Here is a 26,808-nt window from a genome sequence, read left to right as displayed (position 1 = left end):
ATGTCGGATCCGAACTATCACTCGATCGACACCGATACCGCAATTGGCGGCCAGGTCCGGCGATCCGGGATCGGGTTGATGCGTCCGATGGCTGTGGTGGTCGCGATCGCCGGTATCGGCGTTGTTCTCTACTTCCTGTTTTCCGGCGGTGAGCGGGAACCGACCGTCGACACGACGCCTCGGGAAGAATTCCGCCCGGTTCAGGCGCCGAGGAACGAGGGCTTCAATCCGCCGGCGCCGCCGCCCTTGCCGACCGTCCAGGTACCAGAGGCTCCTCCGCCCCCGCAACCCCCGCTGCCGGAACCAGTCGTGCCGGCCCCGGTCCAGATCGCGCCGCCGGTCGATGTCGATTGCTCCAGGGGAAACAATCCCGACAATCCAAGATGTATCGAGCTCGCCCGACAGGCGAAGCTTCTCGAGCGTGTCCGCTCGACCGCTGTCGTCTTCGATCAATCCGAGCAGAGGAACGGATCCGCATCGGCTTCCTCCGATGCTTCGGGAGCCGGCCTGGTCGGCGCGAACGGCTCGTCTGGGGCGCCCTCCGGTGGAAACCCCGATGCCGGCGGCGCTACAGATGGCGACCGCGCCTTCCTGAAGGCGATGGGTGGCCAGGGAGTGGAGGTCTCGACGGCCACTGAGAACCGGCGCATCGATGCCTGGATCCCGCAGGGGACGATGATCCGCGGTACGCTCGAAACGGCTGTGAATTCCGATCTCGCCGGCATGGTGAAGGCGATCGTCCGGGAGGATGTCTATTCCTTCGACGGCCGCCACATCCTCATTCCCGCAGGCTCCTCGTTGATCGGCGACTACAAGTCCGGTGTCGAACGCGGGCAGGAGCGCCTCTTCATCGTCTGGACCCGGATGATACGTGGCGATGGTGTTTCGGTCCAACTTGGCTCCTACGGCACCGACCGTCTCGGCCGCTCCGGCATGACCGGCGTCGTCGACCGGAAATATTGGGAGCGGTTCGGGCCGCCGGCGCTGATGACGATGATCGGCGGTGTGACTCAATACATCGCCCAGCTCGGTCAGAAACAGGATCGCAATATCACGATCGTCAATACGGACGGAACCGTGACCAGCATTCCCCAGGACAACGGAACCACCTCGCAGGATCGCGCACGCGAGATCGCTGCAGAGACCATCGCGTCAGGCATTCGGCAGCTTGCGACGGAGGCGTTCCAGGACACTAAAAACATCAAGCCGACGATCCATATCGCCCAAGGCTCCGATATCACCGTGTTCGTCACACGAGATCTGGATTTCTCCGATCTCTATCCAGACCCGGTCCGCGAAGCGTTTGAGCGCTTGCGCAGAAAGAAGCTCGGCAAATGAATGCTCGTTTATCGATCTCCGCCGAACAACACTTCCTGTCCGAGGCGCTCGAGCCCATCAAGACGTTTCTTGACGATCCCGGTGTGGTCGAGATCTCCTGTCAGCGCAGCAATGAGATCTGGCTGGAACGCATCGGTCAGCTCAGCATGGTGAGGCAGGCGGTCGATGGGCTCGACCAGGAGGCGATTCGTCACATGGCGTCCCGCGCGGCGTCGTTCACCAAGCAGACCGTCAATGCCGAGAACCCGTTGCTGTCCGCTACCCTGGTCGATGGTGAGCGCGTGCAGTTCATCCTCAATCCGACCTCGGCGACAGGACACGCTTTTTCGATCCGCAAGCAATTCATACGCCGGTTCGATCTCGACGACTATGAAAAGGCCGGCGCGTTCCGATTCACCAAGGTCACCGGCGACGACTATATCGACGATGTCGATATCGAGTTGTCACGTTTGCTGCGGGCCGGAAGGGCACGCGGATTCTTAGAGCTTGCGGCTGTCCATCACCGCAGCATGTTGATCTCTGGTGGCACGTCGACCGGCAAGACAACGTTTCTCAACACCATGCTCACCGCCATTCCGAACAACGAGCGGTTCGTCTTGATGCAGGATACTGCAGAACTGGAGCCTTGCCAGGAAAACGTCGTTTCACTGCTGGTTTCGAAAGGAGGACAGGGCGAGGCCCGGGTGACGATGACCGATCTCCTTGCGTCGGCGTTGCGCCTGCGGCCGGATCGCATTTTTATGGGCGAGCTGCGCGGTGACGAGGCCTTCGACTTTATCAACGCGATCAATACCGGCCATCCGGGCTCGATGTCGACGATCCACGCCAACTCACCGCATCACGCTTTTAACCGACTGTCGACGCTGGTGCTCAACAGCAACGTCCGCATGGAGCGCGACGACATCATCCGCTACATCCGCTCGATCATTCCGATCGTGGTCCAGTTGAAGAAGAGCGATGCCGCCGGTGGCCGCGGTGTCAGCGAGATTTACTTTGCCGACGAGGTGGATGAAGATGGCAAGCGTCGACACGGACACGCAGGCTGATCGCCCGAAGTGGACGGAGCTTCAGAGAGCTTCGACCTTCACTTTTCCGGTCGCCGTACTCGGGGCTTTCGCGGTGTGGCTGTTGTTCTTCACGCTGATCTACGACGCCTATGTTACGTCATTCGGATCGACCTCCTATTACGACTACATCGCTCAGGCTCGTCTCCTCGATAGCCTTGTTTATACATGGTCCATCGTCCGGGCCCGCAACACGGTCGGGCTGTCGCTGCTCGCCCTCTCCCTCGCCACGCCGTTCCTGTTTTTCCTGCTGTGCCTGTGGATGCTGAAAGGGGGTAGGGCGCTATCGCGGAAGATCCTCTATCTCCTTCACATCAGGTCGATGTTCACCCTGATTGCACACTCGGCACTCATCTTCGCCGCCGCCTATGGCGGTGTCGCCGTCTACGGGATCGTTTTTTACCTCGTGGCGACAAGGGCCGGCGGACATGTCGATATTGCCGACTACTATAGCAATCACCTTGCAGCGATGTATCAGGCACCCTTCGGTGCGACCGACGCGGCAGGCGCATATCGGAAGCCCTCGCGACAGACAGTGCTCGGCGCACTGGCGGGCCTGGGGGCAGCAGGCGCGCTAGTCGGGGTTCCAATCGGTGCCGCGATCCAGAAACGCCAAAGGATGATCATGGGCAAAGCGCGGCTGGCAACCTTAAAAGATGCCTCCGACTTTCAGTTGCGTGACAAGTATGGCATCGTGCTCGGCTTGAAACAGGGGCTGCTTCTGCGCAATGACGGCGACCAGCATGTGATGGTCATCGGCTCGCCTGGACAGGGCAAATCGCGCGGCTTCGTCATCCCGACCATGATGAGTTTTAAGGGCTCGCAGGTCGTTCTCGATATGAGCGGTGAGCTTTTCGAGGAAACCTCAGGCTACCTTAAGGACAGGGGCTACGAGATTTTCCTGCTTGCACCGGGGTCCAATTTCACCGACGGCTACAATCCGCTGGATCTGATCAGTGCCGATCCCAACCAGAGGATCACAGACCTGCAGAAGCTCACGCAGATGCTGCTCCCGGAACGTCTGCGATCCGATTCCTCCGATTTCTGGGAGGAAAGCGCCAGGATCCTGCTGACGGCAATGCTGGGTTTCGTGCTCGAATGCCCTGATACCCGCAAGTCGCTCAGCGAACTCTACCGTATTCTCAACTCGATGTCGGATGAGCGCAAGGTGATCATTCAGCTTCTGGAAAACTACGAGGCCGTCCTGTCCGACCAGACCCGTATGCAACTGACCAAATTCGCCGGGCGCCACGAAAAGCTCGGGGAGGGCATTGCAGCGGAGATCGTCGCCAAGCTCAATTTTCTGCAGAACCCGCTGGTCGAGGCACTGACATCGATTACGTCAATCCCAATAGACGCCATCAGAAAACGGAAAGCGGTGATTTACGTTCAGGCCGACTGGAATGCCATTCAGATCTACGAACGGCTGATCTCGATGTTTATCCAGCAAATGGCCGACAAGCTCGTGCAGATGGGACGGTTGCGCAACGGCGAGCACGAAGTACTGATGATGCTCGACGAGTTCGGCAATGGTGGCCGCATCGACACTGTCCTGACACTCGCGCCGCTGATCCGCAAGAACGGCGTTCGCTTCGTGTTCATTCTGCAGGATGGCGCCCAACTCGAACGGCTTTACCAGCGCTCTGGCCAAAAGATCCTCATGGGTGCATCGACGATTAAGCTGTTCATGAACTTCCAGAACCAGGAGGACGCGACGGCGGTGTCGATGGCAGCCGGCAGGACGACGGAGTGGGTCGAGCAGTCATCCTATACCCATCGCCATGGTCGCCGCGATCGATCGATTGCAAAGGTGCCGGTTTCGGTCGATCTTTTGCCGGTTAATACGCTGATGATGATGAAACCCGAGGAGGCGATCCTCCAGGTCACCGGCATGCCGCTGATGCGTATCATGAAACTGGACTCCGGTGGCGAGCGCATGTTTTCGAAGGCGCGAAAGTTCAAGCCAGCGACACGGCCATGCATGGAGCCGGTCGAATGGACGATCGCTGATAGCGACGCAGTCAAGCCAATCGTGGCGGACCCTGAGGCGGCCATCCCTTCGAAAACGAGAAGCCCGCCGCCCGGGACTCAAACCGAGATCGACTTAGGCGCCGTGCAGCGACCGCCGCAACCACAGAATATGCGCTTCATCGTCAAGGACGGGGTACGCTACGTCTATATATCATCGCTCGACGAACTTCGTCATCGCCTGGATCTCGACGAGAAACGTGAGGCCGGTGTCAGTCCGGAAGACCTGCCCAAGGGGAACGGCGTGCGGGAACCTGATAGCCGAAGGAACGGGCCGGCCGGCCGGCAGGAGAAAGACGCCGGAGGCAACCGTGCTCCTGTCCTTGCCGAGGAGGGTAGCGATGTCGAGATTGATATCGATCGGGAGAAGCTGGCCCGTAGCGTCTATTCAGGATCTCCAGGAAAAGCGCGAAATCCACCAGGTCGCACTCCGGATTCTCGAGACCAAGGCGGCGAGCGCTCCATCGGCCCGGCCATTCTTCAACGTCAAGAGGTCCGGGAGGTATTCGGAGCGGATATCAAAGCCTTGAATGACGTGATTTTCCAACGGGCTGATGGCGCCTCATTCGAGCCAGCGACGCTGAACGCCGATGTCGAGCTTTTGATTGGACGTCTCTGCGAACGCCTGGCGAGCGAGAGTTCAAAAGCCATTCTGCAGGAGTTCGCTGACGTTGCGCGAGATCCGCTGGGTGAGGAGAGGACGCAGGTCGAGACCGATGGTGGCGTCGACTAGCTGATAGGGTTGGCTTGTCAGTACCGTTCTGTTGTCCAAGCCCTCTTGCAGGGTCCACAATAGTTGCCAAAAAGGGGAGATGCCGTGGCGGAAATCAAATACTTCAGGCGTGGAGGTCTTTCGAAAGAGGAAAGCCTCAATCGAATTGTCGACGCTGCCAGAAACGACGGTGGCCTTTGGTTGATGATCAAGGAGCGCGCAATGGAGACACGCGCGCTGACGGTCGAGTTCGAAAGGCTGGGGGCGAACCCCGGCGAAATGGACAGGCTATTTCCAAGGCGCCTGACACCGACGATCTCTGAGCTGGTAGACGAGCTTGTGTCGTCCATCGCTGCAGGCTGTCCGCCGGAAATGAGGGTTCTTGTTCAAGATGCGTTGCTCCAGGCAGCGAACGCGGAACTCGATGCGAACAGGAGGCGGCCGTCGTGAAAAGACGGGACTGACGAGATCATCTCTCTCTTTGTTGTTCGTCGACCATCGCTAGAGGACTTGCAGACCGGCTGCGCGTAAGCCTGCACAGCGCGAAGCCGTCCGCTCGAAATCCACGTTTGGCAGAGGAAGGAATGCCAAGCTACCGCCGGTCCTCTTGCACGGGCCGAGCGCAGCAGTGTAAGACCCGTGAGGACCGTGTGCACAGGTATTGAGAGACAGTCAAAATAGCGTTTAGGCATAAGCCTATCGTTTCGCAACGACGACAGGAATTGGATGAGCAGCGAAACCTCGAGAGCATTCCCCATCGGTCGCCGCAACGCCACGTTCCATGGCTGCGACATACTATACGGCTGTCGCCCAATGCGATCTACGGTGGAGGATGGCTGTCGATGCCACGGCTGAAGGGCGATGCCTCCAATGACCGGCAAGACGTCCCGCGCCTGACATCTCTTTCCTTTCAGGAAAGACTTGCCATTGGTCTGGACCGTTTGAAGTCCGAGCGCGGATTGACGAACAAGGAGCTCGGCGAGCAACTCGGGGTGTCGGAAGCCTATATGTCGCAAGTGACCCGCGGAATGCGGGACGTGAAGCTGACCACGCTCGACAAGATGACCCGAGAGTGGAATGTCACGATAGAGGATTTGTTCACGGTTACTGACGACGATCTCGCCCGCATTGCTGCGAAGAAGGCGCGCCGAAGCAAGAGGAAGCCCCCCAAGCCAGTTTCCTGAGTATCGCTGCCGTGGAAGCAACGTCGCGCCAGCCACTAATGGTCCAAATCGAACCAAAATCGCTCCTTCACACCTTTGTCGTTCGGGATATCGAAAAAGTAGGGCTCATTCCGTCGCGGCCTTGGTGTCGCAATTTGTTCGATACAGCTGTCGCCCCGATTACCGAAAACGCGTCGTACAGTTGTAACCTTGAGCGCCGCGTTGGATCCACGCTGACTTGGAGACCGACATAAATCGACGGTCTTGATGCATTGGTTGGGTTCACCCCGCAAACCGGCGTCGCCTTGCGAACTGTAACCGGCCGTGGTTCCGGCCGGGCAGTCTTCAAAGATGTCATGGCCGGGCTTGCCGGCATTGGCTTCATGGCAGACCGGCCACGAAAAGGCCGGGTCATTTATCGCGGCAATAAGGCGCGTCATCGGCGCAACGCAGTAGGGAACGCTATGCCAGGATGGGTTTTTAGATGCCGCGCATAGCAGAACCTGGCATCCCCAGGACACGTCGTCGGCCTTTGCGGCGGTGCCAGCCGAAACAGAGGTCGAGCCCACCATCAATATGGTCGCAAGTACGAACGGTCTCACTCTATGGCTCCTTTCCCATGGTCATTGGACCTGCGCCCCTGTTTCGCCGATTATCGCGAACGACAGCATTCCAGGTTGTGTCGCCCCGGCGAATGAGCCCCTGGCGGGTGTGATCAAGTCGGTGCAGGTCACGCCCGGTTCGGCTTGACGCGTTTTACACTTCGAAATCCGGATCGAGCGGTCGGATCTGGTAATCGCAGCTGATGCCTCCTCATCGTTGGGAGCGTCAACTTGCGACTTCCGCTTACCCTCATCCTTCAGCCGTAAGATCTCATGCTCAAGCTCCGACGCCTGGCGGCTTCGCGCCATTTCGTTGACCGCGTAGCCGGCAGCTGTTCCAACAACAAGACGTAAGCCACCACGACAGCCCACCGACTGACTTGTTCGCCGTCACAGTCAGTACCCCTCGACGCCCAGCCGCCTCAGGACGTTGGCCGGGTTGGTTTCGCAATCCTTTTTCCAGTCGACATGCTGGGCGCATGCATAGGCATATTGGCTGAGGTCGGCTGAAGAGAGATCCGCGAGCGTGTTGCCGACTGCCTTCCACTTCTGCACCTCCGCTGGATCGCAGCCGGCGCCTGCGGCACCGCAAAAGTCTGGATTACGCTGCTCGATCTGCGTCCGGCTAGTGCTTTCTTGTCCGGTCGCCATCGAAGCACAGCCGGACAGCAGCACCATCGCCATGGCGGTTTTTGGAAAGTGGCTCATTCAGCCTCCGTGCGTGTTACTGAGCGACAGGGAATTGTTCGGGCTCACAGGCAACGGCAGAGGTAAGCCGCTGTCGTGGTCTGGCGAAGGGCCTTTGTCCGTGTCTCCAGTGGCCACCGATGCGGTGTAAAGCCACGGAGGAAGCAGATCTGGCGAGGACCAGACGCCGTAACCGAGCCCTCTGGCCTTCCTTTCAATATCGAAATAGGCCGGCACCTGAGGCTCGCCGCGATAGTTGAATGCGTAGCCTATGCCTTCTGCAATCGCCGTCGCGGCAAGGTTCGTCTCCCCGACAAAACAATGGGCGAGGATCATGCCCCTTCCGTCGCGGTCGATCGGAGTACAATTGACGTCGTGTCCGAGTGTACGAAGGATCATCCATGCGCGCGCAACCTGACCCGCTGGCCACGTTACACCATCGCTCAACGCCGTCTGTTCGATGCGAGGGGCTTCATATCCGGCAAGCCGCACCGCCTGTCCGCTCCTTTTGAATTCAAACGTCGTGGTATCAACGACCTGAACTTTTCCATAGATCTGCCGGGGCAGGTCGGCCGGACGGTTCTGCCCTAGCGATCCTGTCGCCGTCAGTGTGAACAATATAATTGAGAACGGTACAGTTCTCATCGCTGCGCTCCGGCAATTTTTGTGAGGACCGGGATCGGGTGCGGCATATCCGAATACGCCCAGAGGCCCGCGCGCGCTGATCGCGCACTCTCCTCCGCCACCCTATATCCGGGGACGATCAACTGACCGGTGTCGTCAATCGCCGCAAATCCCCATCCCTGGGCAATCATATAGGTTGCCAGATCATAACGCCGTTCACCTGTCGTCGTCTGGCAGGCAACCACAGCGTTGTTCTGGTCGATATTTCTGATCGTCGTGCAGACCGGCCTGGTGTCTCTTATCATTGCCTGCGCCATAATGAGGTTGAGCTGGCCACAGTCTCGCACAGCGCCCGGGGAAATCGTGACAGACGTCCCTCGAAGACACGTCTGCAGGCCGTAGAGACGATATCGCCGTCCGCCTGAAACCCAGGTATCGCCTGTTTCGAATTGCGCCTGCGCTGGAAAGGGAGCAAATCCAGTTTGACCCTCGATCTTGCTGTCCTCGACTAGACCTCCACCTCCATGCGCCTGAACCAGCGTGATCGGAGCAGGGCGTGCCGCTCCAGGAAGGGTCGAGCCTCCAAGCATGGGCATGATGGTGATCCCGGCGTAGAAGCCAGAAGCTAGGAGCGTGGACATCAATATCAGGAACCTCATCCGGATCATTTCATGGAAGGATTGGCGCGATGGCGTTCACCGTAGGGGTGGACGAAATAGGTATTTGCCCAGATTCCGACCCGCTTCCTGTGCGCATCTTCCTCAACCTTGGCATAGTCTGGAAATATCGGCCAGCCGGCGCGGTCACGTGCTGCGAAAGCCAGTCCCCTGCCGATGAGCGTCTCGGATATCGATTGCACTGCACCATCCTTGTTGAAGAAGCATTCGGCATAATGCACCGGCGGCGTGCCCCGATTTTGGCCGAGGACGTGGCACGGAAACGCGTCGCCTGCCGCCGCCTTTGCCTCGGCGAGTACCGCGATCAACCCGGCCAGCGAGATCATGGCGCACGTCGCCTGTAGGCCTGCAAATGCAATCTGCTCGGTTGAAAGGCAACCCTGAGCGCCAGCCAATTTAACCACCGTCCCGTCGGAGGCCAGAAACGCGCTGCCGCCCAACGCGCTCTGAGGTCTGATTGTTTGAAGATGAAGTCGCGTGGCAAGCGATGACGTATCGAGGGGCGTCTGCGATGCAGGAACAAGATCTTGCCCCTGGGCATAGGCCGTTTGATATTCGCTGACGAACTTCGCAGCCGTATCATCCTGTGCTGCGAGCGCAATGGCCATCGTCGCATTGGCAAATGTGCAGAAGAATAAGCAGTTAAACCACCACGCGCCAGGATTCATGCTCGCATTCCGTAATCTGTTGGCAATCTGAAACATGCACAAAATTATACTGCAGTGCAAGTCTGGAAAATCATCGGCGATTGGGTTATGTCTCTTGGGACTACGGAACATGCGCATGGAGAAAGGCGATGTCAGCATACCGGAAGGCTCTCAGGCTAATAACCTTCCCATTTCGGGCGGCGTGGGTCCTGATTTTGATCACGAACCTTTTGGTCGTATCGGCTGTCTGGGTGTCGTTGGCAGCATTCGTTTCATACGGTCTTGCTTTGACGATTTCATACGCCTTCCTTCCGACGGAGTGGACCCGGGGGCTTTGGCATTGGGCGGCAGAGCTCTATGCCCAATCCGGTTGGTTCAGCGCCGCAACCACATTCTGTTTCGTGCTGCTTTTACTGCCGATCCTGAAGTTCTGGCCGGCCAGAGACTCGCAAGCGAAAATAGCGCGTGAGCGCAAAGCGACACGGCAGAATGCCGATCTGATCGCTGCGCGGCAGCAACGATTAGCGAAGCTTCGGGAATGACGACGCCATGACAGTCAAACCACTCTCGCTAGCCATCTCGACGTTCAAGGGCGGTGCCGGAAAATCGACCTTGAACATCAATCTCGCAGCCGAATTTGCCCAACAAGGACACCGGACGCTGCTGATCGATTGCGATGAACAGGAGTCATCGACGCGCTGGTACAATGTCTCCACGAAAAGGGGACTTCTTCCGACCAACGGGACCCTGCTGCATCTACGCGTGGCTCCGGAGGACAGGTTTGTGGATCGCCTGGCCGACGCACCGGAGGCCGATATCCGGATCTATGATGTCGGCGGATATGTCCATCAACGCGCAATCGACGTTTATTATGAGTGTGATGCTGTTCTTATCCCGGTTATACCGGAGCCGACGGCCGCGACCTCGGCCATCAAGGTGGCGACAATCCTGAAGGAGATTTCCAGAAAGCGGGCTGAGGGACCAATTCCGTACGCTGCGATCTGGAACTATGTCGACATGATCGCGCTCAAACACAACCGCTCGCTGCCCGAGGTTCACGCCATCCTCACAAGCGGCAGAATTCCGGTAGTGGACACTGTTGTTCGCAAGAGCAACCACTTCAGCGATGTCGGAGCCGGCTTCGGCTCGCTCTATTCGAAGCTCGCCAGCATAGAGAATAATCCGGTGCTGACGCCGTCGGCAAAGCGTCGCGCCTCCGAGAGCGTTCTCGACGCGATAGATCTTGTAAAAAGGATCAACAACGAATTCATCAACCTACTGCAGGTGGAGGCCGCATAGCGCAATGTCGAGGGAAAGAATACCGGCTGGAAACATTCTCGCTCTTGGTCGATCTAGAGAAGATCGGGCGAAGGACGTGGAGGAGACGGCGACCTTCTATATGCCAACCAACGTCGATCTTGGAAAGCTTATGCCCGAGGAACCTCCTCGAACAAAAGAACAGCAGGCAACCGTCCGCGGCGCACCGCAACAGCGCCGTACGTCTGGCAAAAACGTCCGGACCAGCCCTTCAAAGGAGGGAAAGAATCCGCCTGCGGGCAGCCTCATCACCAAACGAAAACGTATTTCGCTTTATCTCGACGACGACGTGCTCACAAAGATCTTTCGGGTTTCGCTCGAGCGTCACGAGCAACTGTCATCGGCTACGCACCGGTTGATACTTGAGGCTCTGCAGGCGAGGGGGCTATAGGAGAGATGCGCCAACCGGCTATTATGTTCCGTCTACCACCGCACGTCCTGGTTAATGTGGAGGCCCTTGCCAGACGGCTCGATGTGTCTGCCAACATTGTCGCCAAGCTGATCGTCACGCGGGAAATCATGCATGTTCCTGCAATGCTCGTAGAACATGACCGGCAATTGGCAAATATGCACCAGTTTCTGCGCGAACTGGCCTTTCGAAACGAAGCGTTTCTCTCCGACAAGGGAGCCGAGATTGCGGCAGTCGAGCCGATTATGGACAAGCTTGCGCAGGTCATGGCCGCTCTCGACGCCATTCGCGATGCAGCTTTTGTCAGACCGTCAACCTATATCGCCGACCTGATCGGGAAACACGATGAACGACCTTTCCAGAAGTCGCTCCGGATCTAGACCGGGCTGTCGTCGGCTGCCAAGCTATTTCGAGCTGATCGACGACGAACTGCGTCGACGCGGCGGGGGCGGGGGAGTAAAAAGGTCGATACCGGCGAGACTGGCCGCTCCGTTGACGAGACAGGGCGGGGCGGCTGCGGCATTCAGTCGAGCCGCCGGCAACAACGCCGTTGTGGTCAAAGTCCTGTCTTATGGTGCCGGTGCTAGTTCGATGCGCAACGTCCTTGCCTACCAAAGCAAGGAGGAGAAGGCGCGCGACCAGGACGGCCGTGAAGTGTCCGATCTCAATGCCACGGTGCGGTCATGGGAGCGCGAGTTTGGAAATCGGAAAGGCAGCGATGATATTCTTCGCTTGGCTTACGAGCTCGAAAGCGCAGACCGGGAGCGGGTTGCCCGCGCCCTCGGCTCCCTCGCCGACGAAGGGTTTCGCAGGGTCGGCGATATCGACCGGACCTATGCTTTCAGTGTGGGCGCGAGTGTTAAGGGTGGTACGCGTCTGCATTTCGCTCTTGTCATTGCCCATGAGAAAAAGGATCGATCGGACCGCAGCAGCCGAAATCGCATCGCCGCCGAAATCGACAACGTAGGTGCGATCGACGCTCGTTTGAACAGGGTGTTGAGGCAGGAAGGAATCACACCAGTTTCGCGCTGTCCGGTTGAATTTTCATCTGGCCCGAAAGGCCTGACTGCGACCTTTCACGCCATGCAGCGAATAGATGCGGAGGTGACGATCTCGACGAAGACGCATGTCGAGGAACGCCCTGGCGCGAGCGGGCGCTACAAGCAGGGCACGGCGCGGCGGGAAGTTAGCACAAAGGATCACAAACAGCTGACGGCCGAGAGCAAGATTATCGGCGCCCTTCTGCAGACCCGCCAGCCGAGGGATTTCATGCACCTACTTTTGTCTGGACCAGCCAATGTCGATCGCGACCAGTTCGTCCTCGCGGGGCGTGACTTCCTCAAGCAGCAATTTGTTGGGCATCGCTATGCCTACGCCATCCATAACCGAACCGATCACGGAAAACATCCACACCTTCATGTCATCGTTGCGCTGCGCAACACCAGTGGAAAGATGCTTAACCCCAACATCCGCGACTTCACCGAATGGCGCTCGCGCTTTGCGGAGAGGGCGTGGGAGCGTGGCATCGCAATCGGTCTTCACAAGCGCGTCGACCGTGCAGCCCCGCCCCCCGTCAAACGATGGGAATGGGAAATGTTTCGGCGGATGGGAGCAACCGCGCCGTCAAATGTAATTGAGAAGGTTAGGTCGAAGATTCGCGACACGCCGACCGCACCGAAGCATGAAGGCGCACGGGTGAGGCTCGACCAGAGCCGACGTTCAGTCGAGCGCGTCATTCAGATGCTTGAAGGGGTCGCCAGGGACAGATCAGCACCCAGTACGGCACGAGAACTGAGCCATGATCTCTGCATCGGTCTTCGGCGCGAGTATGGCAGGCTTGAAGCAGCGGTCCGCGAGGGCCGTGATCCCACACGGGAGAAAGGTGAAGAACACATGCTGCGGTCCACACCCATCAGCGCCACCCAGGCAAAGGCAGCCAAGGAAACGATAGCGACAACCGCCAGCAATGCGGCAGCAAAAATCACGGATTCGTCCGATCGGCAGATCTTTGAGCAGGCGACGAAGATCATTGGAAAGGTTGTCGGACTACAGTTGGATGCAAGGGTTGCAAAGCAGCGGGATCGTATCGATGCAAGCCAGGTCAAGCGCAAGTCGGAACCCCTTGAAAAAAAATCGGCCGCCGGTCGTGACCACATCGACGAGCTTAGAATAGTGAACAAGAGCTCGAACAATCGCTCTATCGATGCAGCTCGCATCGCTCGCTCCAATACCGAGCGCGACCGACCTGAAAAAGATCGTTCGGATAGCGAGCGGTCAAAAGTGCAGCAGCGCGATAGGGAGATTCCGAAATCCATCAAGCTTCGCCCGCCTCAGGAAAAGGACAGAGAACGCGGCCGCTGATGTCGTTATTAGGGGCTACCGACGATCGATCGGCTCACACTTAAAAAACTGACCGATTGCTGCAGAAAAACACATCTCATCCCTATCGTTTTAGCCGTGCTTGTTCGGGATAGCCTAGACCGCCACGGTTTCCCAAACCCCGGCCTTGCTACAACGCCGGAAACGACGATAGATCAAGTTCCAACTCACATATTTGGGCGGAACATCGGGCCACGGCGCTCCGCACCGAAGCCGCCAAAGGATACCATTGATGATCGTTCGATTTTGCTCAGGAGCCCCCCCCGACCACGGCTTTCAGGCTCTAACGGCAGCAAGTCTTTCAGAACCCGCCATTCCACTTCAGTGAGATCGCCCCAGCCCAAGTCTGCCCCCAACTAGCAGCCTCGATTCAACCATCTCTCATTCCGGCAATATCAGCCACGTTTCCGATCCGGGCTGAGCGCCAAAACTTCGATGCCATCTGGTGCATAGGCCTTTCCGTCCGCCATCCGAATATACATTTCATCAAGCGGTCCCTCATGACCTTGCTTAGCCGTGATCACTAAAATCCAGAGAGGATCAGTTCGAATGTCATAGCCGCCGACCGTATTGCTCAGCGTTCCGATCTGATCCCAATCAACGGCCATACTGCTACCCCCCGATCTCAATCTCGATTCTACCGCCACCGCCCACTATGGTCGACGTCAAACGCCAATTTCTCCCCGATGCCTAGGATTCGTCCGATGGCGCTGGAAAGCGAGTCCATGTCGGTAATTTCAATTCGATCAGGTTGCGACTTAATTTCGTTGAGAATATTCTCATCGCCTCTCCCGCTAGAACATAAAATTCCCAAGATGCCCGCTTCTTTTGCCGCACGGATAGATTTCACTAAACTGCTGACAATCACGACACTACCTTTATCGGCCCCATAGCACTCGATGGCTCTGAAAATCATGCGCGTGGCGGTATTGGGTCGCGATTTGTTTGAACCTTGAAGTTCGGTTCCGTTTGGTTGAGACGAATCCGTGTCCGTGATCCAGAAATCGGGTCGTGCTCCCCGAATGGAAAGCAACTCAAAGAGGACTGCCATCACGGTCGAAATTTCTGATGTTCCGGCCCCTTCACTTCGGCGCGAGATAAAGCCAAAGTGAACGTTAAGTTCTCGGATTTGTTTTAGAACTTCGACGAATTCGTGATTGATATCCTTCAGCGTCATGTCTCTGGATACACCTCTATGCCTCAGGAGGAGACCTTCTTCCTCAAAAATAACTAGGCCGGCAGAAGCAATTCTTCGTAGTTGGCAAATCATACCTTGACCACCGGGGCCAACAAGGTCCCGCCTTTTTGAAGTGTGCACATATAATCAGACGCTGGCTAACGAGTCGGGGGCTGTTTCGCCGCCATGTCTGGTCATGGTTGCCTAAAGGCTAACACCTTGTGTTTGCTGCTTCGGATTCGGATAAAGCCGATGAGGAAGGTCAGTATAGACATATTCTCCTGGTATTGCGGCCGGGCACAGCTTCGATAGAAAGAGGTCGAGATTTTTTGCGCTGTTGCTGGACACAAGCGAATAAAAATTGCCGCTGTTCCATGTGACGAATGTGTGCTCGAAAAAGCGACTCAGTGTCGCGGCTATGTTCGCCAAGCTGACTTCGTTTCGATTCATTCGTGTTAAAACAGTTTCTTCTTTTTTTCGAATGTCGGAAGGGGTAAAAAACCGAGCCTTGAAGCCGTGGTCCTTTTGCCGCTCGCGCCGATGGTATTCCTCGGCGTCGTCGTGCCTGAATTTTTCGATGAAGATGAAAAGCCCGTCTTTTCTGAGATGCTGCGATACAAAGCGAATTTGATCGAAGCGATTGGGCGAATACATCTGAAACGTCGTGTCCTCGACGATGATGTCAAAGCCGCCAGTGAATGCGCGTAGCTCATCATCATCTTGGATTTTTCGCGCAGTCAGATGATGAAATGGTCCGTGAAAAAATGTGGCATGCGGAGGAACACCGTAGGCGTAGAAACTTCGCAGATTCTCGACATTTGGGCTGCAAGATAATGTGTCTATCCTGCCATTGCCGAGTTCGGCAATCACGCGCGCCATCGTGCCCTCTGCTGTTCCCAATGTGTAGAGCTTCAACCGTCCCTTTCTGGCTCGGGCATATTTGAGGATTGCACAGCCCATGCGGCATTCCTCTTCGAACCTATAGGGTATGCTGCCGAGATAGTGCTGATCGAATGGCCCTTGCCGTAGCGGATGAAGAGCTGAAAAGCGCTTAAATGTTGAGTCGAGCGGGAAGAGCCGATAGTCGAGCTTCGGTGGCCGAATGGGCATGCCAGTTTGACCAGCTGCCGTTGTCGAAAAGAATTCCGAGAGCTCGTTGAGACGGGGTGCGCGGTCGCACTCCACTATGAAATCTTCAAATCCGTGCATGCGAAAGACCTGCCTTTCTCTCGCATTATCGCAGCCTGCTCATTTGAAAGACGAACTTCAGAAATTCGAAGCGCCGGCGCTGATGTGAATTATCAACGACACCAACGCCCTTTTTGCGACAATGCTCGGCCGAAGCATGACCGCGCGCTCTGGTTTCTTGCATCCACGATTTTGATCGGCTTACATGAAATTGATATGAAATTCGACCTCAGGTTAGAGGAGGTTTGATCGGCAACTTTTAGTCAGATATGCTTGCCTCTACACCGATCTTAAACAGGAGAAGCCAGTCAACTTGGGGATCGTTCCGGCCGTTCAACCCGAAAAAATAAAGCAGTCGCAAGCGCAGGTCATCCTTCACAAGCAAGGTCGTTGGAGCCACGCGCGTGCCGATGTCGTTCGTCGGATCGGCTTAGCTCGGCAGGAAATCGACGTGGTAACGGATCACCACCTGATTTTTCTCAACATACGCGGTGCGGCGAAGTCCGGCGAAAATCATATTGACGGGCGAAATGTCGGCTTTACTCCGCGTCAGGACGGCTCACTCGTTTACGTTCCGCCTGGCTGCCGCTGGAGTGGTTGGGACGAGGGCGACTGCGAGGCCTGTTATCTCATGATAATAGTGGCGAGCGAGTTCTTGTCCGACTTATCTGCAAGGTTGCCGAGTGCGGGAAGCTTGCGTCCGAAGCTCGGTTTCAGGGATCTGCCAATACAATGCTTAGTGCGTCAGATTGCCCGCGAGCTCTTGAATGACGATCCTATTACCGACCTGATCGTCGAAGGACATCTAACGGCCATCTTTGGACTTTTGCAACGTGGCTCTCGAACATCGGGCAAGGCGCACCGCGGAGGCCTGGCGCCGGCGCTGCTCAAGAGAGTGATTGAAAAAATCGATGCGTATATCGAGCGACCTCCAAGCGTGCGCTTGCTCGCTGAAGAAGCAGGCGTGACCTACGAGCACTTTTGCCGCGCATTCAAGTACTCGCAAGGCATAACACCCTACGCCTTTTACAATATGCGTCGCCTCGAGCGCGCCAGCGACCTTCTTCGTACGACAGCGATGACTGTAACGGAGGTGGCGCTTGCCTGTGGCTATGCGAGTGGAAGCCATCTCTCGACCAGATTTCGACGCGATACGGGGATTTCTCCTGAGGGATACCGTGCTGTCTGGAGGGAACCTGCTCGTTCCGAGCCAAGAATAATATCAATTTCATGAAAGCCGCAGGCCCCTGAGGGGACTAGAATGAAATCATTCTATTGCCAGGAGGGCTTGCTGATGGGGTCGGGATATTGATACGCGGCGCAATCGAGCGGAAGGCCGCTTGCCGCATCTTATTGTTCTGCGTGGTGGCATCGTCTGTCGGCCGCAATGCCTATTTTGTGCTAACGGCATGGATCGCCGTCGATATTGGCCACAGGGCGAGCGCTCTTGCCATTCTCCTCGCGCTCGGCAGTGCCGCCGAATTGTTGACGAGTAATGTCGGCGGCGCGGTGGTCGATCGATTTGATCGCAGCATTGTCTGTATGATCTGTGATCTGCTGCGGGTGGCGCTGATGGTATCGACCGGAGTAGGTTTTTCGTTTGTGGACCCCCTCCTCATCCTATACATTTCATGGATCATCTTTGCTGTCATCGACAGAACCTATTCGACGGCATTACAAGCCATGATTCCGTCGATTGTCGGTGCCGAAAAGCTCGAGTCATTCAACTCTGCCTCGTATGTTGGAATGCAAGCAGGCAATTTGCTCGCAGCCATTGTCATGGGAGCCGCTCTGACCGCTATGGGCATGGATCTGGTGCCTGTCCTACCTGGCGCTTGCTTTATTCTCTCTCTGTTGGCGTTGCGGGCTATGCGCAGCCGAAGGCAACTCTACTCTTCCAAACAGCTTGCTATGAGCGGCGGCATTCGTTACCTCGACCTCTTGCCAACGACGTTCACACTTCAGTCGCTGAAGGCCAACGCATCTATATACGCTCTGATTTACACAATGGGCATGCTTGTGAGCGTGCTCGCCTCAGCATATGTGATCCATGAACTGGACGGCACGGCGCTGCAATTTGGCTATCTTGAGGCGGGATGGGCCTTTGGTTCAATCTCTGGGTGTGCGAGCTTTTTTTTGGGCCGTCGGCATTGGTGGCAGAACATTCTTGTTCATTTGGGGCTTGCTGGCCTGTTTCTTCTCGGTTTTTGGATGGTCCCAGGCGTTGTCTTGGCGGTCTTTCAAATGACGATTCTTGGTATGAGCTATAATATCGCGCGTGTTCTGATCGACGTGCAGGTTCAATCCGTTGTCCCAGTTAGTATGCTGGGACGTGCTCGCAGCCAGATCCACACACTTTGCATGGCTGTCGGGCTCTTAACCTATGGAATCATCGGCTTTTTCGGTAACACCGTCCTGCCTTCACAAATATTCGCGTATTTCGGCGCGGTTATGATCGCCGTTGCTCTCGTCCTTTACTTTAGGATGGATCGGGGAGGGCCGCTGAAAAGCCGGCTTGTTTGAGGAGTAGAGATGTCGAGCGAAGCAGAACTCGTATCCAAGGGCAAGGTTTTGGCTCTGATATTTGAGCTTTTACCCTGGGCTCGACCGTTCGAGCAGGCGCCGGTGGAAGCTTATGCCAAGTCGGTCTTCTCTGTTGCGCGCCATCATCCCGCTTGCGCCGCTCGCAGCCAAGCCATGTCGCTGTTGCAGTCACGGATTGGTGCGGTGGCGCGGCGCCGGGGTTTTTCGGAAGAACAAGCATCTCGACTTGAAAGAGAGATTGAGTTCGCGCCCGTCCTGCAGACCGGTCCGCACCTTCACCTTTTGATTGAGCCCGATGCATTCTATACCCATCTTTTCTCATTGATGGGACTGCGCGCCCATGGCAGGAGGTGCTACATCTCCTATGGTTGTTCGACCGTAAAGTTCGTGGAACGCGGCCGTAAGGGTCCTGCTTGGCTTCAAATTGAAGGCGAGGCAATCAATGTCTTCGGCCTGTCGCGCAGCAAGATGATCCCCTACAGCATTTTAGGCAGAAACAATCGCTACAGCTTCCGACTTCAAAATGCCGACAAGCCCGGCCCCGACTCAGACGCAATTTCCTACCTACGTGCGAGCTTGCCCGCCGACGCGTTTCCTTCAGCATCTGAGGCAATCAAGGCGGCTAACATCGAACTCTGGAATCGCTATTTCGACCGCCGGATCGACTTCCTTCAGTTCGATGATGATGATGTTGCCGATCTCGTGAGAGATCATCTTTGCAATGAGCGGTCCTGGTTGCGGACGGGGCTGATCGAGAACAGACCTTTTGCTATCAAGCTGCTCGATTGCATCGATCAACTCGCCGGTTCGACGTGGCAGGGTTGGCTTAAGAACTCGACGCACTTTTTCTGGGGCTCTACTAATGGGCGGCTAATTCCGCTCTGGCTCGATGGTTGCGTTCTCCGTTCGAGAGGTGCGGATGACATCAGAATTGACTTTCTATCGGAAGGTCTGATCGAGGCCTTGGCGAAGCGGCGGATCGTACCGAACCTCCTCCTAATGTTTATCGTCACATCGATTCTGCCCGGCGTTCGTGCACTTGGCGGAAGTCGACACACCGTCTACTATCCTTTGATGCGCTGGGCATTTTGTGAAGCGCTGAGAGGCCAGGATCATGATGCGCAACTTCTCACCGCGCTGGCCGAGGACGAGCGACCGGGCGCGTGGGCCCACCGAATCATCTCCTCGCCATGCGAGCCATTTTCGCTCTTGAACACCGTCGGCGACGCCGGCGTTGAGACGCTTCTCGACCGGTTCGGCCACATGCGTATTGACGAAGCTGTCGGATCGCTGACAAGCTTCACAAAGGATCCTTTATGGGCGGAGCTGGCCGCAGCTTTCGCATCAGGAAAGGTGAGCAAGGGTTGCCAGCAATGGGCATTTTCCTGATCGTGCTGTAACAATCCACCGCGACACCTTATCTGCGAGGTTGTGAGCTTTGGCTCGATGACGAACTCGCACTCCTGACCCGAAGTCTTTGAATTTTGTGACGAATTCGGTTGCGCAGCGAGCTTATTTCAACTATCTTTCTCGGCGGGGCGGTACGCGCTGCCTTGGGGATTAGAACCCCCTGCTAGCGGTTGGTGCCGGCCGGTACGGCATCACACTTCTTAACCTTTGTGGTCGGGGAGCCTGTGGCGCATGTCCAGGTTCCTCGGAACTAAAGGCCATTGGGCCGTCTAGCACGGTGTTCTAACTCCCCGATCAGTGGGTTAAGCGAGTTTTCAGCGGGGGCGTACCGCATGAAACTCTCCAGTCGGGGTGTCGAACATGAATAGCCACATAGCAGCCATTCAGATCCGATCATCGAGGCGGGCGCAAAGCACGCTATCGCGAACTGAACACGACACGGTTCATCCAGTCGATCTCCATGTCGGGCAGCAGATTCGGATCCGCCGGATACAGTCGAATGTATCGTTGGGAGATCTTGGTGCCGGCATCGGTGTCAGTCTGCAACAGGTACAGAAATACGAAAGTGGCAGGAACCGTGTCAGCGCCTCGATGCTCTACGAGGTTGCAAGTCGCCTCGGCGTCCCTGTTTCAAAGTTTTTCGAAGGCCTTCCGGATCCGGTAGACTCTGAGGGCAGCCAAATCACAACCGAGATCGATGAAAGGATTGCCTATATTTCCACTGCGGAAGGGCGTCGTCTGATTGAGGACGTTTTGCTGCTTCCGGCGCGTGTCCGCAGCCGCGTTGTCGCTCTCGTCACCTCAATTGCTGAGGAAGAAATGGAAGAGCAACTCGGGACGGATCGTTAGTGTAGACGAGTGTGAAATTGGCGGCTGTAGGGCCGCCACTCCTTGAGATTGAGACGCACAACGTCAGATCTTCTTATTTCCGCTTCGAGCCTTACAGAACGATCCGACCGATACCGTTCTCTAGAGACAGGAGAGTGCCGAAGCCGGCACTACGGTCGGCGAGATCTTTGAGAATCTCGTCCGCCATCTCGCCGTCGACCAAAACAGGAAAGGGGAGTCGATCGCGGTCTTGGTCGGCCAGTGCCTCGGTTCCGCCGATCACGATTGGACGCAGGTTGATGTCTTGCAATCGCCCACCGGGGCCGTAGTTGCAGGTCGCTACGACACTTTTCCAGACTTCCGCCGGGCTCCATTCTCGTTCCTCCTTCTGGGTGTGGAACAGAAAATTTCCGAGGCCATAGAAAATCGGTGTGTCTCGATATATCTCGATTGCTTGCAGAACTGGTGCGCCATGGCTGACGAAAAGGCCTGCGCCTGCGTTCACGCACTGATGGGCAAATTCCTGGACCCAAGAGGGTACCTGCTGCCAGCTCGGCTCCCAATGGTGGTGATGCAGGTACACGATGACAAATGTGTCGGTGCTTGCTTCTTCCACGATCGCGGAAAGCTGGGCCCAGGCGCTATGTCTGTCGATCACGATATGGCGGACATTGTGATCGGCTTTACGAAATGTCGTTCCGTAAAAGTCTATTTCGATGTTGTCATCGACCTCAGGCGAATCCTCGGGTTGGGCATAATTGGCTCTTTCCAGATTTGAACTTAGAAATCGGCTTTGTATGGAGCGAAGTATGTTGAATGTTTCCACCTCTACATCGAATACTCTTGAGACCTTCAGTCTGTTGATGCCGGGCCTTGCCATCCGGCCCTGGCTTGCATCCTCAGCATACATGAACGACGGTCCTGGGCCGGCATCCATAGCAATCAGTGCCACGCTCCTTAATCCGAATGTTTTTTTCTGAGGCTTGGCGGCACGACTCTTATCCGCACCGATACCGGCATGAAGAAAGTCTTGTAACGCCACCTCCTCCAGCGTCGAAAGGATTCCGGACGGGCCGAGATCAAAGGCATGGTTGTTTGCCAAGGCGAGGCTGTTAAATCCTAACTCCTTCAGAGCTGGTAAAACCTCAGGTGCGGAGGCGCCGAAGTATGAGCCCTTGAGTGGCCAGCCGCCATAACGGCCATAAATGGTCGTCTCAAGATTGGTGAAAGCGACGTCACTCGCCTTAAGAATCTGTGCGATGTCATGCAGTCTGGGGTCACTTATCGTTCTCAGATCGTGACGGATTAGTGATTGACCAGTCAGGGCAATGGAAAAGGGCGAGGACATGAAGTCTCCCTTGATTTTTTGATAATCGATAAGCTATGCGTTCAGCCAATTGGCCAAGGAAAAAGCGCGCGGAGTGCGCCTCTAGTTCGAAGCCTGCGGTGAGACGTCAATTTTGAACCATTCCTCGCTCAGCCGCTTCAACGTTCCGTCTCGCGTCGCAGCTTCAATGGCGCTATTAAACGCGGTGATCAGGTCCTGATCATTCTTTCGCAGGCCGACACCGACGCCCGGTCCCCACAGGCCGCCCGAGAGCTGTGGACCGTATAACGTTGCGGTTTCGCCATCCTTGCTATCCAGGAATGCTTTCCATGTGAAGTAATCGGCAAGGCCGCCGTCGATCCGCTCGGCCACGAGATCTAGATGCATATTGTCTTGGGAATCGTAGCTTCTGATCGTCGCGACCTTACCGAACAGCTCATTCAACACGGCCTCCGAATTCGAAGATCGCAGAACGCCAAGGGTTTTGCCGGCGAGCGCCACGCGAAGTTGATCAAGCATGGTCTGCTCTTCGGCATCGATGCTCGTCAGGTTCAATTTCTTCGATGTATCGGTCGCAGGCAGGTTGAGGTTCTTGCGCACGACGAGTTGGTTGAAACCTCCGGCGTAGGGCTGAGAGAAGGCGATGGACTTCTTTCGCTTTTCCGTAATCGCCATGCCTGACATGATGGCGTCGAACTTGCCAACGGTCAGCGCCGGTATAATGCCGTCCCAGTCCTGCGCTGCGAAAGTGCATTCCACATTCATCCGCCGGCAGAGTTCACGCCCGACCTCGATGTCAAACCCGAACAGCTTACCTTCGGCATTGATGGCATTCCAGGGCGGCGACGCACCTTCGGAAGCGATGGTGATTGCCTTTCTATCCATCGCGACTGAGTTGGTGGCGCAAATCAGCAGGGACAATAGAGCGAGCATTGTGGTTCGTTTCACGACGATAGTCCTTTCATTATTGGGTTTGAATCTTACGGTTCTGATAAGCCAGCGTTGACCCCGGGCTTAGCTTCGCGTTCCAGCGGTAGCGAAGGGTGGCTTTGGTGGGCGCTATTTTGAACGGCCCGGGATGGCGAGGGGGGGGTTGGTTGTGCGCGCCCAGTGCATTTCGAGAACCCCAAAAATCTTCGTAATCACGAGGGTAAGGAACAGGTAAAGACAGCCGGCGACAACGAAGACTTCGTACGGGGCGAACGTCTCGGAGACCAACTGGCGTGCGAGACCGGTTATCTCCAGCAAGGTGATCGTGCTTGCGAGTGAACTTGCCTTCAGCATGCCAATGACTTCGTTCGCGTAGGCTGGAAGAACAATGCGGATCGTCAGCGGGAAGATGATCAACCGAGCCATATGCAGGCGCGACATGCCCAAGGCTTTGGCCGCCTCTACCTGGCCTTGCGGGATCGCACGGATTCCGCCGCGAAGAACTTCTGTGGTATGGGCAGCGCTATTCAAGGTGAAGGCAATGAATGCGCACCAGAACGGTTCTCTTATCAAGGGCCAGAGAAAACTCTGCCGGATAAACGGAAGCTGCGCGACGCCGTAGTAGATCAGAAAAAGCTGCACAAGCAGTGGTGTGCCGCGAAAGGCATAGGTATAGGCAAGCACGGGTGCAGAGGCCCAGAGGTTGGATGACGCGCGCAGGAAAGCCAACGGTATCGAGATCGCAAAGCCCGAAGCAAGTGATGCAAATGTGAGCGCCATCGTCAAGAGGAGGCCTCTGGGAAGGGTGAAAAGTGCTTCGAGGGCTACTGTGGTACTCATCACGTCAGCCTTTCGCGCAGGAAAGGGAGTACCGACGTTCGATCAGCTTGAACGAGAGCAGGGAGAGGCTCGTGAGCGTAAGATAGATTGCGGACGCGGCGAGATAGAAGGGAAGGGGCGCGCGCAAGGAACCTGCGCCTACATAGGCAACACGCATGACATCCGTCAGCCCCACGACTGAGATCAGCGACGTATCCTTTATCAGGGAGATACAAAGATTACAGAAGGCGGGTAAGGCGATTGGGATCATCTGGGGAATGATAATCAGGAGCCATACCTGCCAGCGGGACAGCCCGAGTGACATGGCCGCTTCCCTTTGGCCCGCCGCAATTGCGTTGATAGCCCCACGGAATATCTCTGCAGCATAGGCGCTGAACACGACGGTCAAAGCCGTTACCCCGGCGGCGAACGCATTGATCTCGACGTAGCGACCAACAACCGCGCTGAGGAGAGCCGTTCCACCAAAATACATAAGGAGAATAATGAGGAGTTCGGGAACACCTCGAACAATCCCCGTATAGGCCTGCATACCGCCTGCGAGAGTTTTTCGGCTTGAGTTTCTGAGAATTGCGATAAGCAACCCTAATGTGGTTCCAAGTGCGCAGCTCAAAAAAAAGACGATGAGCGTGTTCGTCAAGCCATGAAGGAACTGGTCCGTAAAGTCTAACAAATCCTAAGCTCCTATTTTCATCGCGAATAGTAGATATTCATAAGTATACATACTGCTCAATACTTCACTTGAGCTGTACATGTAACCATATGGCGAAAGAAAAGTCTCTGTTAACTCATGATTAATGTGACTTATATCTAAAAATATACTTTGCCTTTCGGCCGTCAATTTATAAGATGAGAGAAATATCGATAAGTATGGCTTATGGCCCATTGCGTTGCGCGATATGGGCTGGGGGATGGACGCCTATGGAGATCGTTGGATCAACGGTAAGGATCCGTCAGCTTCAAGTCCTGAGGGAGGTCCTGCGCGCGGGATCGGAAAGGCTTGCAGCGCGAGCGTTGGGAATATCGCAACCGGCGGTTAGTCAGAACGTCAGGCAGTTGGAGGAGGCGATCGGCTTTGCACTCTTTCGTCGCGAGACAAACAGATTAAGTCCTACCGACAAGGCATGGGAACTTCTGCACACAATCGATGCGGCGTTCGCGGGGCTAGACCGGATTGGACCGTCGATCGAATTTCTGCGCAACAACGATACGCGAGTGATTGGGATCGCAGCGCCGAGCGCGTTCTCGTTCGGGACCTTACCGAGGGTTGTCAAGAGCATCAGAGAGACAAGCCGTTCCTATAAAGTGCAGGTCAAATCGGGCAGCTATCAGCAGATTGCTGACCATGTTCAAAGCGGTAGGGTGGATCTCGGGATCTCACGACTGCCGCTAGACGAACGCATCTTCGATTGGATGCCAATTGGTGCGGCGACCAACGTGTGTTTGTTTCCACCAAATCATCGGTTCGCATTGCAGCATGTGGTCACCGCCAAAGATCTTGTCGGTGAAGCCATTATCGACATCGACCCGCAAGTTGCGTCTCACCAGATGAGCGTCAATGCGCTGCGACATATAGGAATTCAGCCGGAAATTGTCGTAGAATATGACTCGAATGGTCACGATGTCGGCTACGTAAAGGCAGGGATTGGCATCTCCATTTCGAACGAGATTATTGCGAAGGAATATGCCAGTTTCGGCATCGAGTTCCGGCCGTTCCAGCCAGGAGCAGTATATCACTATGTTATTATCTGGCAGAAGGAGCGGAAGCTGAGTGATGCTCTTCGATTCGTGGCCGAGATTCTTGTCGCAGCGGCGGTGGATCAGGCTCGCTAGCCGTGCTGCACTTGCCGTTCCAATATGGCCGCTCCCTCGGCTGAAAGCATCGAGATCAATAGATTGGTGCTTAAGGAAATTTCCATGAAATAATTGCTTCTTGTCCTGGGGTGGCTGTATGTGGTGGTCGAATGCGGCTTAACGCGCTTCGACGGGCAAATGGCGGCGTCACACTAAAAACTTTGACCGAACAACCTCAGCCAGAAAGTCAAGCAGATGTCGATTGAGGCGATCAGGAACGGTTGCAAGAAGCCCGTGAGGCTCACCCTCATACTCGATCAGGCGGGCAACCACGATACCGGCCGCCGCTGTGCGGCTGGAGGGGCCGGTTGGTACGGTTTTTATCGTTTGTTCCATGGATGACTAAGGTTGGGATTGTAAAGGAAGCGAAATCGCTACGAAAGTCCGTTCGGCTGAAGGCGTCGACGCAGTCGAGCGTGGCCTTGGGACTGGCCATGGTTCCGAGAGTGAACGACCAATGGAGGATGCCATCGCTCACAGGGCTGGTAACCTATCCAAAGGCGTAGAATGTTTTCGCAAATTCCTGAAGGAAGACAACGCGGTCCTTGCGGGTCTGGGACTTCATGCCCTCGAACACACGCGTCGTCCTTCAGAAGATAGCCCGCAAGGGACGCTATAAGGACGGACTTGGGCATGCGAGATGCGCCATGGCGGCTCAGATAGCGGGCAATTTCGCCACCCCCATCGAGAAGCCGACGAGAGCAACCTCATTGAGATCGAGTGCCTCCAATACGGCGGCAAGATCGCCGGTATACGTGTCCTAGTTGTACCCATCCGCCGGATGTCCATATTGGCCAAAGCCACGCCGATCATATGTGATAACACGGTATCCAGCCTCCAACAGAGGTAGGGTCTGAAATTCGAACATATCACCGGTCAGCGTCCAACCATGAATGAGAACCGCGGGGCGACCCTTGCCCATTTCCTTCACCTGTAGTTGCACGCTATCTTTTGTTTTCACAAATGCCGTGATTATCTCCTCGAATCAGCCTCTGAATAGCTGCTGAAAGTGTCACATGTTCCGCGGAATTGGGCTCACTCTGCGGTTGGATGTTGGCATGCCTCC

Annotated in this window: 27 protein-coding genes and 2 pseudogenes; 15 read left to right on the top strand and 14 right to left on the bottom strand. The window is 56.1% G+C overall.

Annotated features, from left to right (window positions below):
* From virB10 to PR018_RS22195, 5 genes are all read left to right on the top strand, one after another.
* Positions 1 to 1,338, top strand: a complete 1,338-nt coding sequence (gene virB10 / locus PR018_RS22215; RefSeq protein WP_142831931.1) for a type IV secretion system protein VirB10 — start codon at positions 1 to 3, stop codon at positions 1,336 to 1,338.
* The gene (gene virB11 / locus PR018_RS22210) at positions 1,335 to 2,384 is read left to right on the top strand and encodes a P-type DNA transfer ATPase VirB11 (protein WP_142831929.1); all 1,050 of its coding nucleotides are present in this window, start codon (positions 1,335 to 1,337) and stop codon (positions 2,382 to 2,384) included. The genes virB10 and virB11 overlap by 4 nt, the downstream gene beginning before the upstream one ends.
* Complete coding sequence (locus PR018_RS22205) at positions 2,353 to 5,163, top strand: type IV secretory system conjugative DNA transfer family protein (RefSeq protein WP_142831928.1); 2,811 nt, start codon at positions 2,353 to 2,355, stop codon at positions 5,161 to 5,163. Before virB11 ends, PR018_RS22205 begins: the two co-directional genes overlap by 32 nt.
* A gap of 84 nt (positions 5,164 to 5,247) precedes the next feature.
* A complete protein-coding gene (locus PR018_RS22200; RefSeq protein ID WP_142831927.1) occupies positions 5,248 to 5,592 on the top strand; it encodes a hypothetical protein in 345 nt (114 codons plus the stop codon).
* A gap of 392 nt (positions 5,593 to 5,984) precedes the next feature.
* The gene (locus PR018_RS22195; RefSeq protein ID WP_142831925.1) at positions 5,985 to 6,326 is read left to right on the top strand and encodes a helix-turn-helix domain-containing protein; all 342 of its coding nucleotides are present in this window, start codon (positions 5,985 to 5,987) and stop codon (positions 6,324 to 6,326) included.
* 35 nt (positions 6,327 to 6,361) lie between these two features.
* Here the strand turns inward: PR018_RS22195 and PR018_RS22190 are convergent, their stop codons facing one another.
* The 5 genes from PR018_RS22190 to PR018_RS22170 form a co-directional block, all read right to left on the bottom strand.
* Entirely contained in the window at positions 6,362 to 6,877 is a 516-nt protein-coding gene (locus tag PR018_RS22190; protein ID WP_142831975.1) for a hypothetical protein, read from the bottom strand.
* 426 nt (positions 6,878 to 7,303) lie between these two features.
* Positions 7,304 to 7,615, bottom strand: coding sequence for a hypothetical protein (locus tag PR018_RS22185; RefSeq protein WP_142831922.1), 312 nt, complete (start codon positions 7,613 to 7,615; stop codon positions 7,304 to 7,306).
* A complete protein-coding gene (locus PR018_RS22180) occupies positions 7,616 to 8,239 on the bottom strand; it encodes a thermonuclease family protein (RefSeq protein WP_142831920.1) in 624 nt (207 codons plus the stop codon).
* Positions 8,236 to 8,859, bottom strand: a complete 624-nt coding sequence (locus PR018_RS22175) for a thermonuclease family protein (RefSeq protein ID WP_244615525.1) — start codon at positions 8,857 to 8,859, stop codon at positions 8,236 to 8,238. Before PR018_RS22175 ends, PR018_RS22180 begins: the two co-directional genes overlap by 4 nt.
* 23 nt (positions 8,860 to 8,882) lie before the next feature.
* A complete protein-coding gene (locus tag PR018_RS22170; protein WP_142831918.1) occupies positions 8,883 to 9,563 on the bottom strand; it encodes a thermonuclease family protein in 681 nt (226 codons plus the stop codon).
* Between the two features lie 115 nt (positions 9,564 to 9,678).
* Here PR018_RS22170 and PR018_RS22165 point away from each other — a divergent pair, with 115 nt between their 5' ends.
* The 5 genes from PR018_RS22165 (at position 9,679) to PR018_RS22145 (ending at position 13,629) form a co-directional block, all read left to right on the top strand.
* Positions 9,679 to 10,011: a hypothetical protein gene (locus PR018_RS22165; RefSeq protein ID WP_153816493.1), complete on the top strand. Its 333-nt coding sequence runs from the start codon at positions 9,679 to 9,681 to the stop codon at positions 10,009 to 10,011.
* 80 nt (positions 10,012 to 10,091) lie between these two features.
* Positions 10,092 to 10,841, top strand: coding sequence for a ParA family protein (locus PR018_RS22160; RefSeq protein ID WP_142831914.1), 750 nt, complete (start codon positions 10,092 to 10,094; stop codon positions 10,839 to 10,841).
* Positions 10,842 to 10,845: 4 nt separating this feature from the next.
* Positions 10,846 to 11,250, top strand: a complete 405-nt coding sequence (locus tag PR018_RS22155; RefSeq protein WP_142831912.1) for a hypothetical protein — start codon at positions 10,846 to 10,848, stop codon at positions 11,248 to 11,250.
* Positions 11,251 to 11,255: 5 nt separating this feature from the next.
* Positions 11,256 to 11,648: a hypothetical protein gene (locus PR018_RS22150; RefSeq protein WP_161991009.1), complete on the top strand. Its 393-nt coding sequence runs from the start codon at positions 11,256 to 11,258 to the stop codon at positions 11,646 to 11,648.
* Positions 11,614 to 13,629, top strand: a complete 2,016-nt coding sequence (locus PR018_RS22145) for a relaxase/mobilization nuclease domain-containing protein (RefSeq protein ID WP_142831911.1) — start codon at positions 11,614 to 11,616, stop codon at positions 13,627 to 13,629. The genes PR018_RS22150 and PR018_RS22145 overlap by 35 nt, the downstream gene beginning before the upstream one ends.
* A gap of 117 nt (positions 13,630 to 13,746) precedes the next feature.
* On the opposite strand, the pseudogene PR018_RS28540 reads toward PR018_RS22145, so the two are convergent.
* From PR018_RS28540 to PR018_RS22125, 4 genes and pseudogenes are all read right to left on the bottom strand, one after another.
* Positions 13,747 to 13,991: pseudogene (locus tag PR018_RS28540) on the bottom strand (transposase); the annotation flags it as partial.
* Positions 13,992 to 14,042: 51 nt separating this feature from the next.
* Complete coding sequence (locus PR018_RS22135; RefSeq protein WP_142831910.1) at positions 14,043 to 14,255, bottom strand: hypothetical protein; 213 nt, start codon at positions 14,253 to 14,255, stop codon at positions 14,043 to 14,045.
* A gap of 29 nt (positions 14,256 to 14,284) precedes the next feature.
* Positions 14,285 to 14,824 carry an HAD family hydrolase gene (locus tag PR018_RS22130; RefSeq protein WP_142831908.1) on the bottom strand — a complete coding sequence of 180 codons (540 nt, stop codon included), beginning with the start codon at positions 14,822 to 14,824 and terminating at the stop codon, positions 14,285 to 14,287.
* A 204-nt stretch (positions 14,825 to 15,028) separates the two neighbouring features.
* Positions 15,029 to 16,033: a class I SAM-dependent methyltransferase gene (locus PR018_RS22125; RefSeq protein ID WP_142831906.1), complete on the bottom strand. Its 1,005-nt coding sequence runs from the start codon at positions 16,031 to 16,033 to the stop codon at positions 15,029 to 15,031.
* Positions 16,034 to 16,325: 292 nt separating this feature from the next.
* Between PR018_RS22125 and PR018_RS22120 the strand changes: the two genes are divergently transcribed.
* The 4 genes from PR018_RS22120 to PR018_RS22105 all read left to right on the top strand — a co-directional run bounded on the left by PR018_RS22120 (position 16,326) and on the right by PR018_RS22105 (position 20,815).
* Complete coding sequence (locus PR018_RS22120) at positions 16,326 to 17,246, top strand: helix-turn-helix domain-containing protein (RefSeq protein WP_142831904.1); 921 nt, start codon at positions 16,326 to 16,328, stop codon at positions 17,244 to 17,246.
* 74 nt (positions 17,247 to 17,320) lie between these two features.
* Entirely contained in the window at positions 17,321 to 18,535 is a 1,215-nt protein-coding gene (locus PR018_RS22115; RefSeq protein ID WP_244615523.1) for an MFS transporter, read from the top strand.
* Between the two features lie 9 nt (positions 18,536 to 18,544).
* A complete protein-coding gene (locus PR018_RS22110) occupies positions 18,545 to 19,945 on the top strand; it encodes a hypothetical protein (RefSeq protein ID WP_142831902.1) in 1,401 nt (466 codons plus the stop codon).
* 381 nt (positions 19,946 to 20,326) lie between these two features.
* Positions 20,327 to 20,815, top strand: coding sequence for a helix-turn-helix domain-containing protein (locus PR018_RS22105; protein ID WP_142831900.1), 489 nt, complete (start codon positions 20,327 to 20,329; stop codon positions 20,813 to 20,815).
* A gap of 91 nt (positions 20,816 to 20,906) precedes the next feature.
* On the opposite strand, the gene PR018_RS22100 is transcribed toward PR018_RS22105, so the two are convergent.
* From PR018_RS22100 to PR018_RS22085, 4 genes are all read right to left on the bottom strand, one after another.
* Entirely contained in the window at positions 20,907 to 22,142 is a 1,236-nt protein-coding gene (locus PR018_RS22100; RefSeq protein ID WP_142831898.1) for a CapA family protein, read from the bottom strand.
* Between the two features lie 81 nt (positions 22,143 to 22,223).
* Positions 22,224 to 23,069, bottom strand: coding sequence for a transporter substrate-binding domain-containing protein (locus PR018_RS22095; protein ID WP_202617178.1), 846 nt, complete (start codon positions 23,067 to 23,069; stop codon positions 22,224 to 22,226).
* Between the two features lie 111 nt (positions 23,070 to 23,180).
* Positions 23,181 to 23,891 carry an ABC transporter permease gene (locus tag PR018_RS22090; RefSeq protein WP_142831896.1) on the bottom strand — a complete coding sequence of 237 codons (711 nt, stop codon included), beginning with the start codon at positions 23,889 to 23,891 and terminating at the stop codon, positions 23,181 to 23,183.
* Between the two features lie 4 nt (positions 23,892 to 23,895).
* Entirely contained in the window at positions 23,896 to 24,561 is a 666-nt protein-coding gene (locus PR018_RS22085; protein WP_142831894.1) for an ABC transporter permease subunit, read from the bottom strand.
* A 248-nt stretch (positions 24,562 to 24,809) separates the two neighbouring features.
* Here PR018_RS22085 and PR018_RS22080 point away from each other — a divergent pair, with 248 nt between their 5' ends.
* Positions 24,810 to 25,721 (top strand): LysR family transcriptional regulator, encoded by a 912-nt coding sequence (locus PR018_RS22080; RefSeq protein WP_142831892.1) that lies wholly within the window; start codon positions 24,810 to 24,812, stop codon positions 25,719 to 25,721.
* Positions 25,722 to 25,889: 168 nt separating this feature from the next.
* Here the strand turns inward: PR018_RS22080 and PR018_RS22075 are convergent.
* A pseudogene (locus PR018_RS22075) lies at positions 25,890 to 26,664 on the bottom strand (alpha/beta fold hydrolase).
* Between the last annotated feature and the right edge of the window lie 144 nt (positions 26,665 to 26,808).

The organism is Rhizobium rhododendri (assembly GCF_007000325.2).
Lineage (GTDB): Bacteria > Pseudomonadota > Alphaproteobacteria > Rhizobiales > Rhizobiaceae > Rhizobium > Rhizobium rhododendri.
This window is presented reverse-complemented; position numbering and strand designations above follow the sequence as displayed.

Bases quoted from the DNA above. Each gene is read 5' to 3' on its own strand.
- PR018_RS22155 (WP_142831912.1), top strand. From the start codon at position 10,846: ATGTCGAGGGAAAGAATACCGGCTGGAAACATTCTCGCTCTTGGTCGA.
- PR018_RS22130 (WP_142831908.1), bottom strand. From the start codon at position 14,824: ATGACGCTGAAGGATATCAATCACGAATTCGTCGAAGTTCTAAAACAA.
- virB10 (WP_142831931.1), top strand. From the start codon at position 1: ATGTCGGATCCGAACTATCACTCGATCGACACCGATACCGCAATTGGC.
- PR018_RS22165 (WP_153816493.1), top strand. From the start codon at position 9,679: ATGGAGAAAGGCGATGTCAGCATACCGGAAGGCTCTCAGGCTAATAAC.
- PR018_RS22150 (WP_161991009.1), top strand. From the start codon at position 11,256: ATGCGCCAACCGGCTATTATGTTCCGTCTACCACCGCACGTCCTGGTT.
- PR018_RS22175 (WP_244615525.1), bottom strand. From the start codon at position 8,859: ATGTCCACGCTCCTAGCTTCTGGCTTCTACGCCGGGATCACCATCATG.
- PR018_RS22145 (WP_142831911.1), top strand. From the start codon at position 11,614: ATGAACGACCTTTCCAGAAGTCGCTCCGGATCTAGACCGGGCTGTCGT.
- PR018_RS22100 (WP_142831898.1), bottom strand. From the start codon at position 22,142: ATGTCCTCGCCCTTTTCCATTGCCCTGACTGGTCAATCACTAATCCGT.
- PR018_RS22125 (WP_142831906.1), bottom strand. From the start codon at position 16,033: ATGCACGGATTTGAAGATTTCATAGTGGAGTGCGACCGCGCACCCCGT.
- PR018_RS22190 (WP_142831975.1), bottom strand. From the start codon at position 6,877: ATGGTGGGCTCGACCTCTGTTTCGGCTGGCACCGCCGCAAAGGCCGAC.
- PR018_RS22080 (WP_142831892.1), top strand. From the start codon at position 24,810: ATGGAGATCGTTGGATCAACGGTAAGGATCCGTCAGCTTCAAGTCCTG.
- PR018_RS22160 (WP_142831914.1), top strand. From the start codon at position 10,092: ATGACAGTCAAACCACTCTCGCTAGCCATCTCGACGTTCAAGGGCGGT.
- PR018_RS22090 (WP_142831896.1), bottom strand. From the start codon at position 23,891: ATGAGTACCACAGTAGCCCTCGAAGCACTTTTCACCCTTCCCAGAGGC.
- PR018_RS22180 (WP_142831920.1), bottom strand. From the start codon at position 8,239: ATGAGAACTGTACCGTTCTCAATTATATTGTTCACACTGACGGCGACA.
- PR018_RS22185 (WP_142831922.1), bottom strand. From the start codon at position 7,615: ATGAGCCACTTTCCAAAAACCGCCATGGCGATGGTGCTGCTGTCCGGC.
- PR018_RS22205 (WP_142831928.1), top strand. From the start codon at position 2,353: ATGGCAAGCGTCGACACGGACACGCAGGCTGATCGCCCGAAGTGGACG.
- PR018_RS22195 (WP_142831925.1), top strand. From the start codon at position 5,985: ATGCCACGGCTGAAGGGCGATGCCTCCAATGACCGGCAAGACGTCCCG.
- PR018_RS22135 (WP_142831910.1), bottom strand. From the start codon at position 14,255: ATGGCCGTTGATTGGGATCAGATCGGAACGCTGAGCAATACGGTCGGC.
- PR018_RS22110 (WP_142831902.1), top strand. From the start codon at position 18,545: ATGTCGAGCGAAGCAGAACTCGTATCCAAGGGCAAGGTTTTGGCTCTG.
- PR018_RS22170 (WP_142831918.1), bottom strand. From the start codon at position 9,563: ATGAATCCTGGCGCGTGGTGGTTTAACTGCTTATTCTTCTGCACATTT.
- virB11 (WP_142831929.1), top strand. From the start codon at position 1,335: ATGAATGCTCGTTTATCGATCTCCGCCGAACAACACTTCCTGTCCGAG.
- PR018_RS22105 (WP_142831900.1), top strand. From the start codon at position 20,327: ATGAATAGCCACATAGCAGCCATTCAGATCCGATCATCGAGGCGGGCG.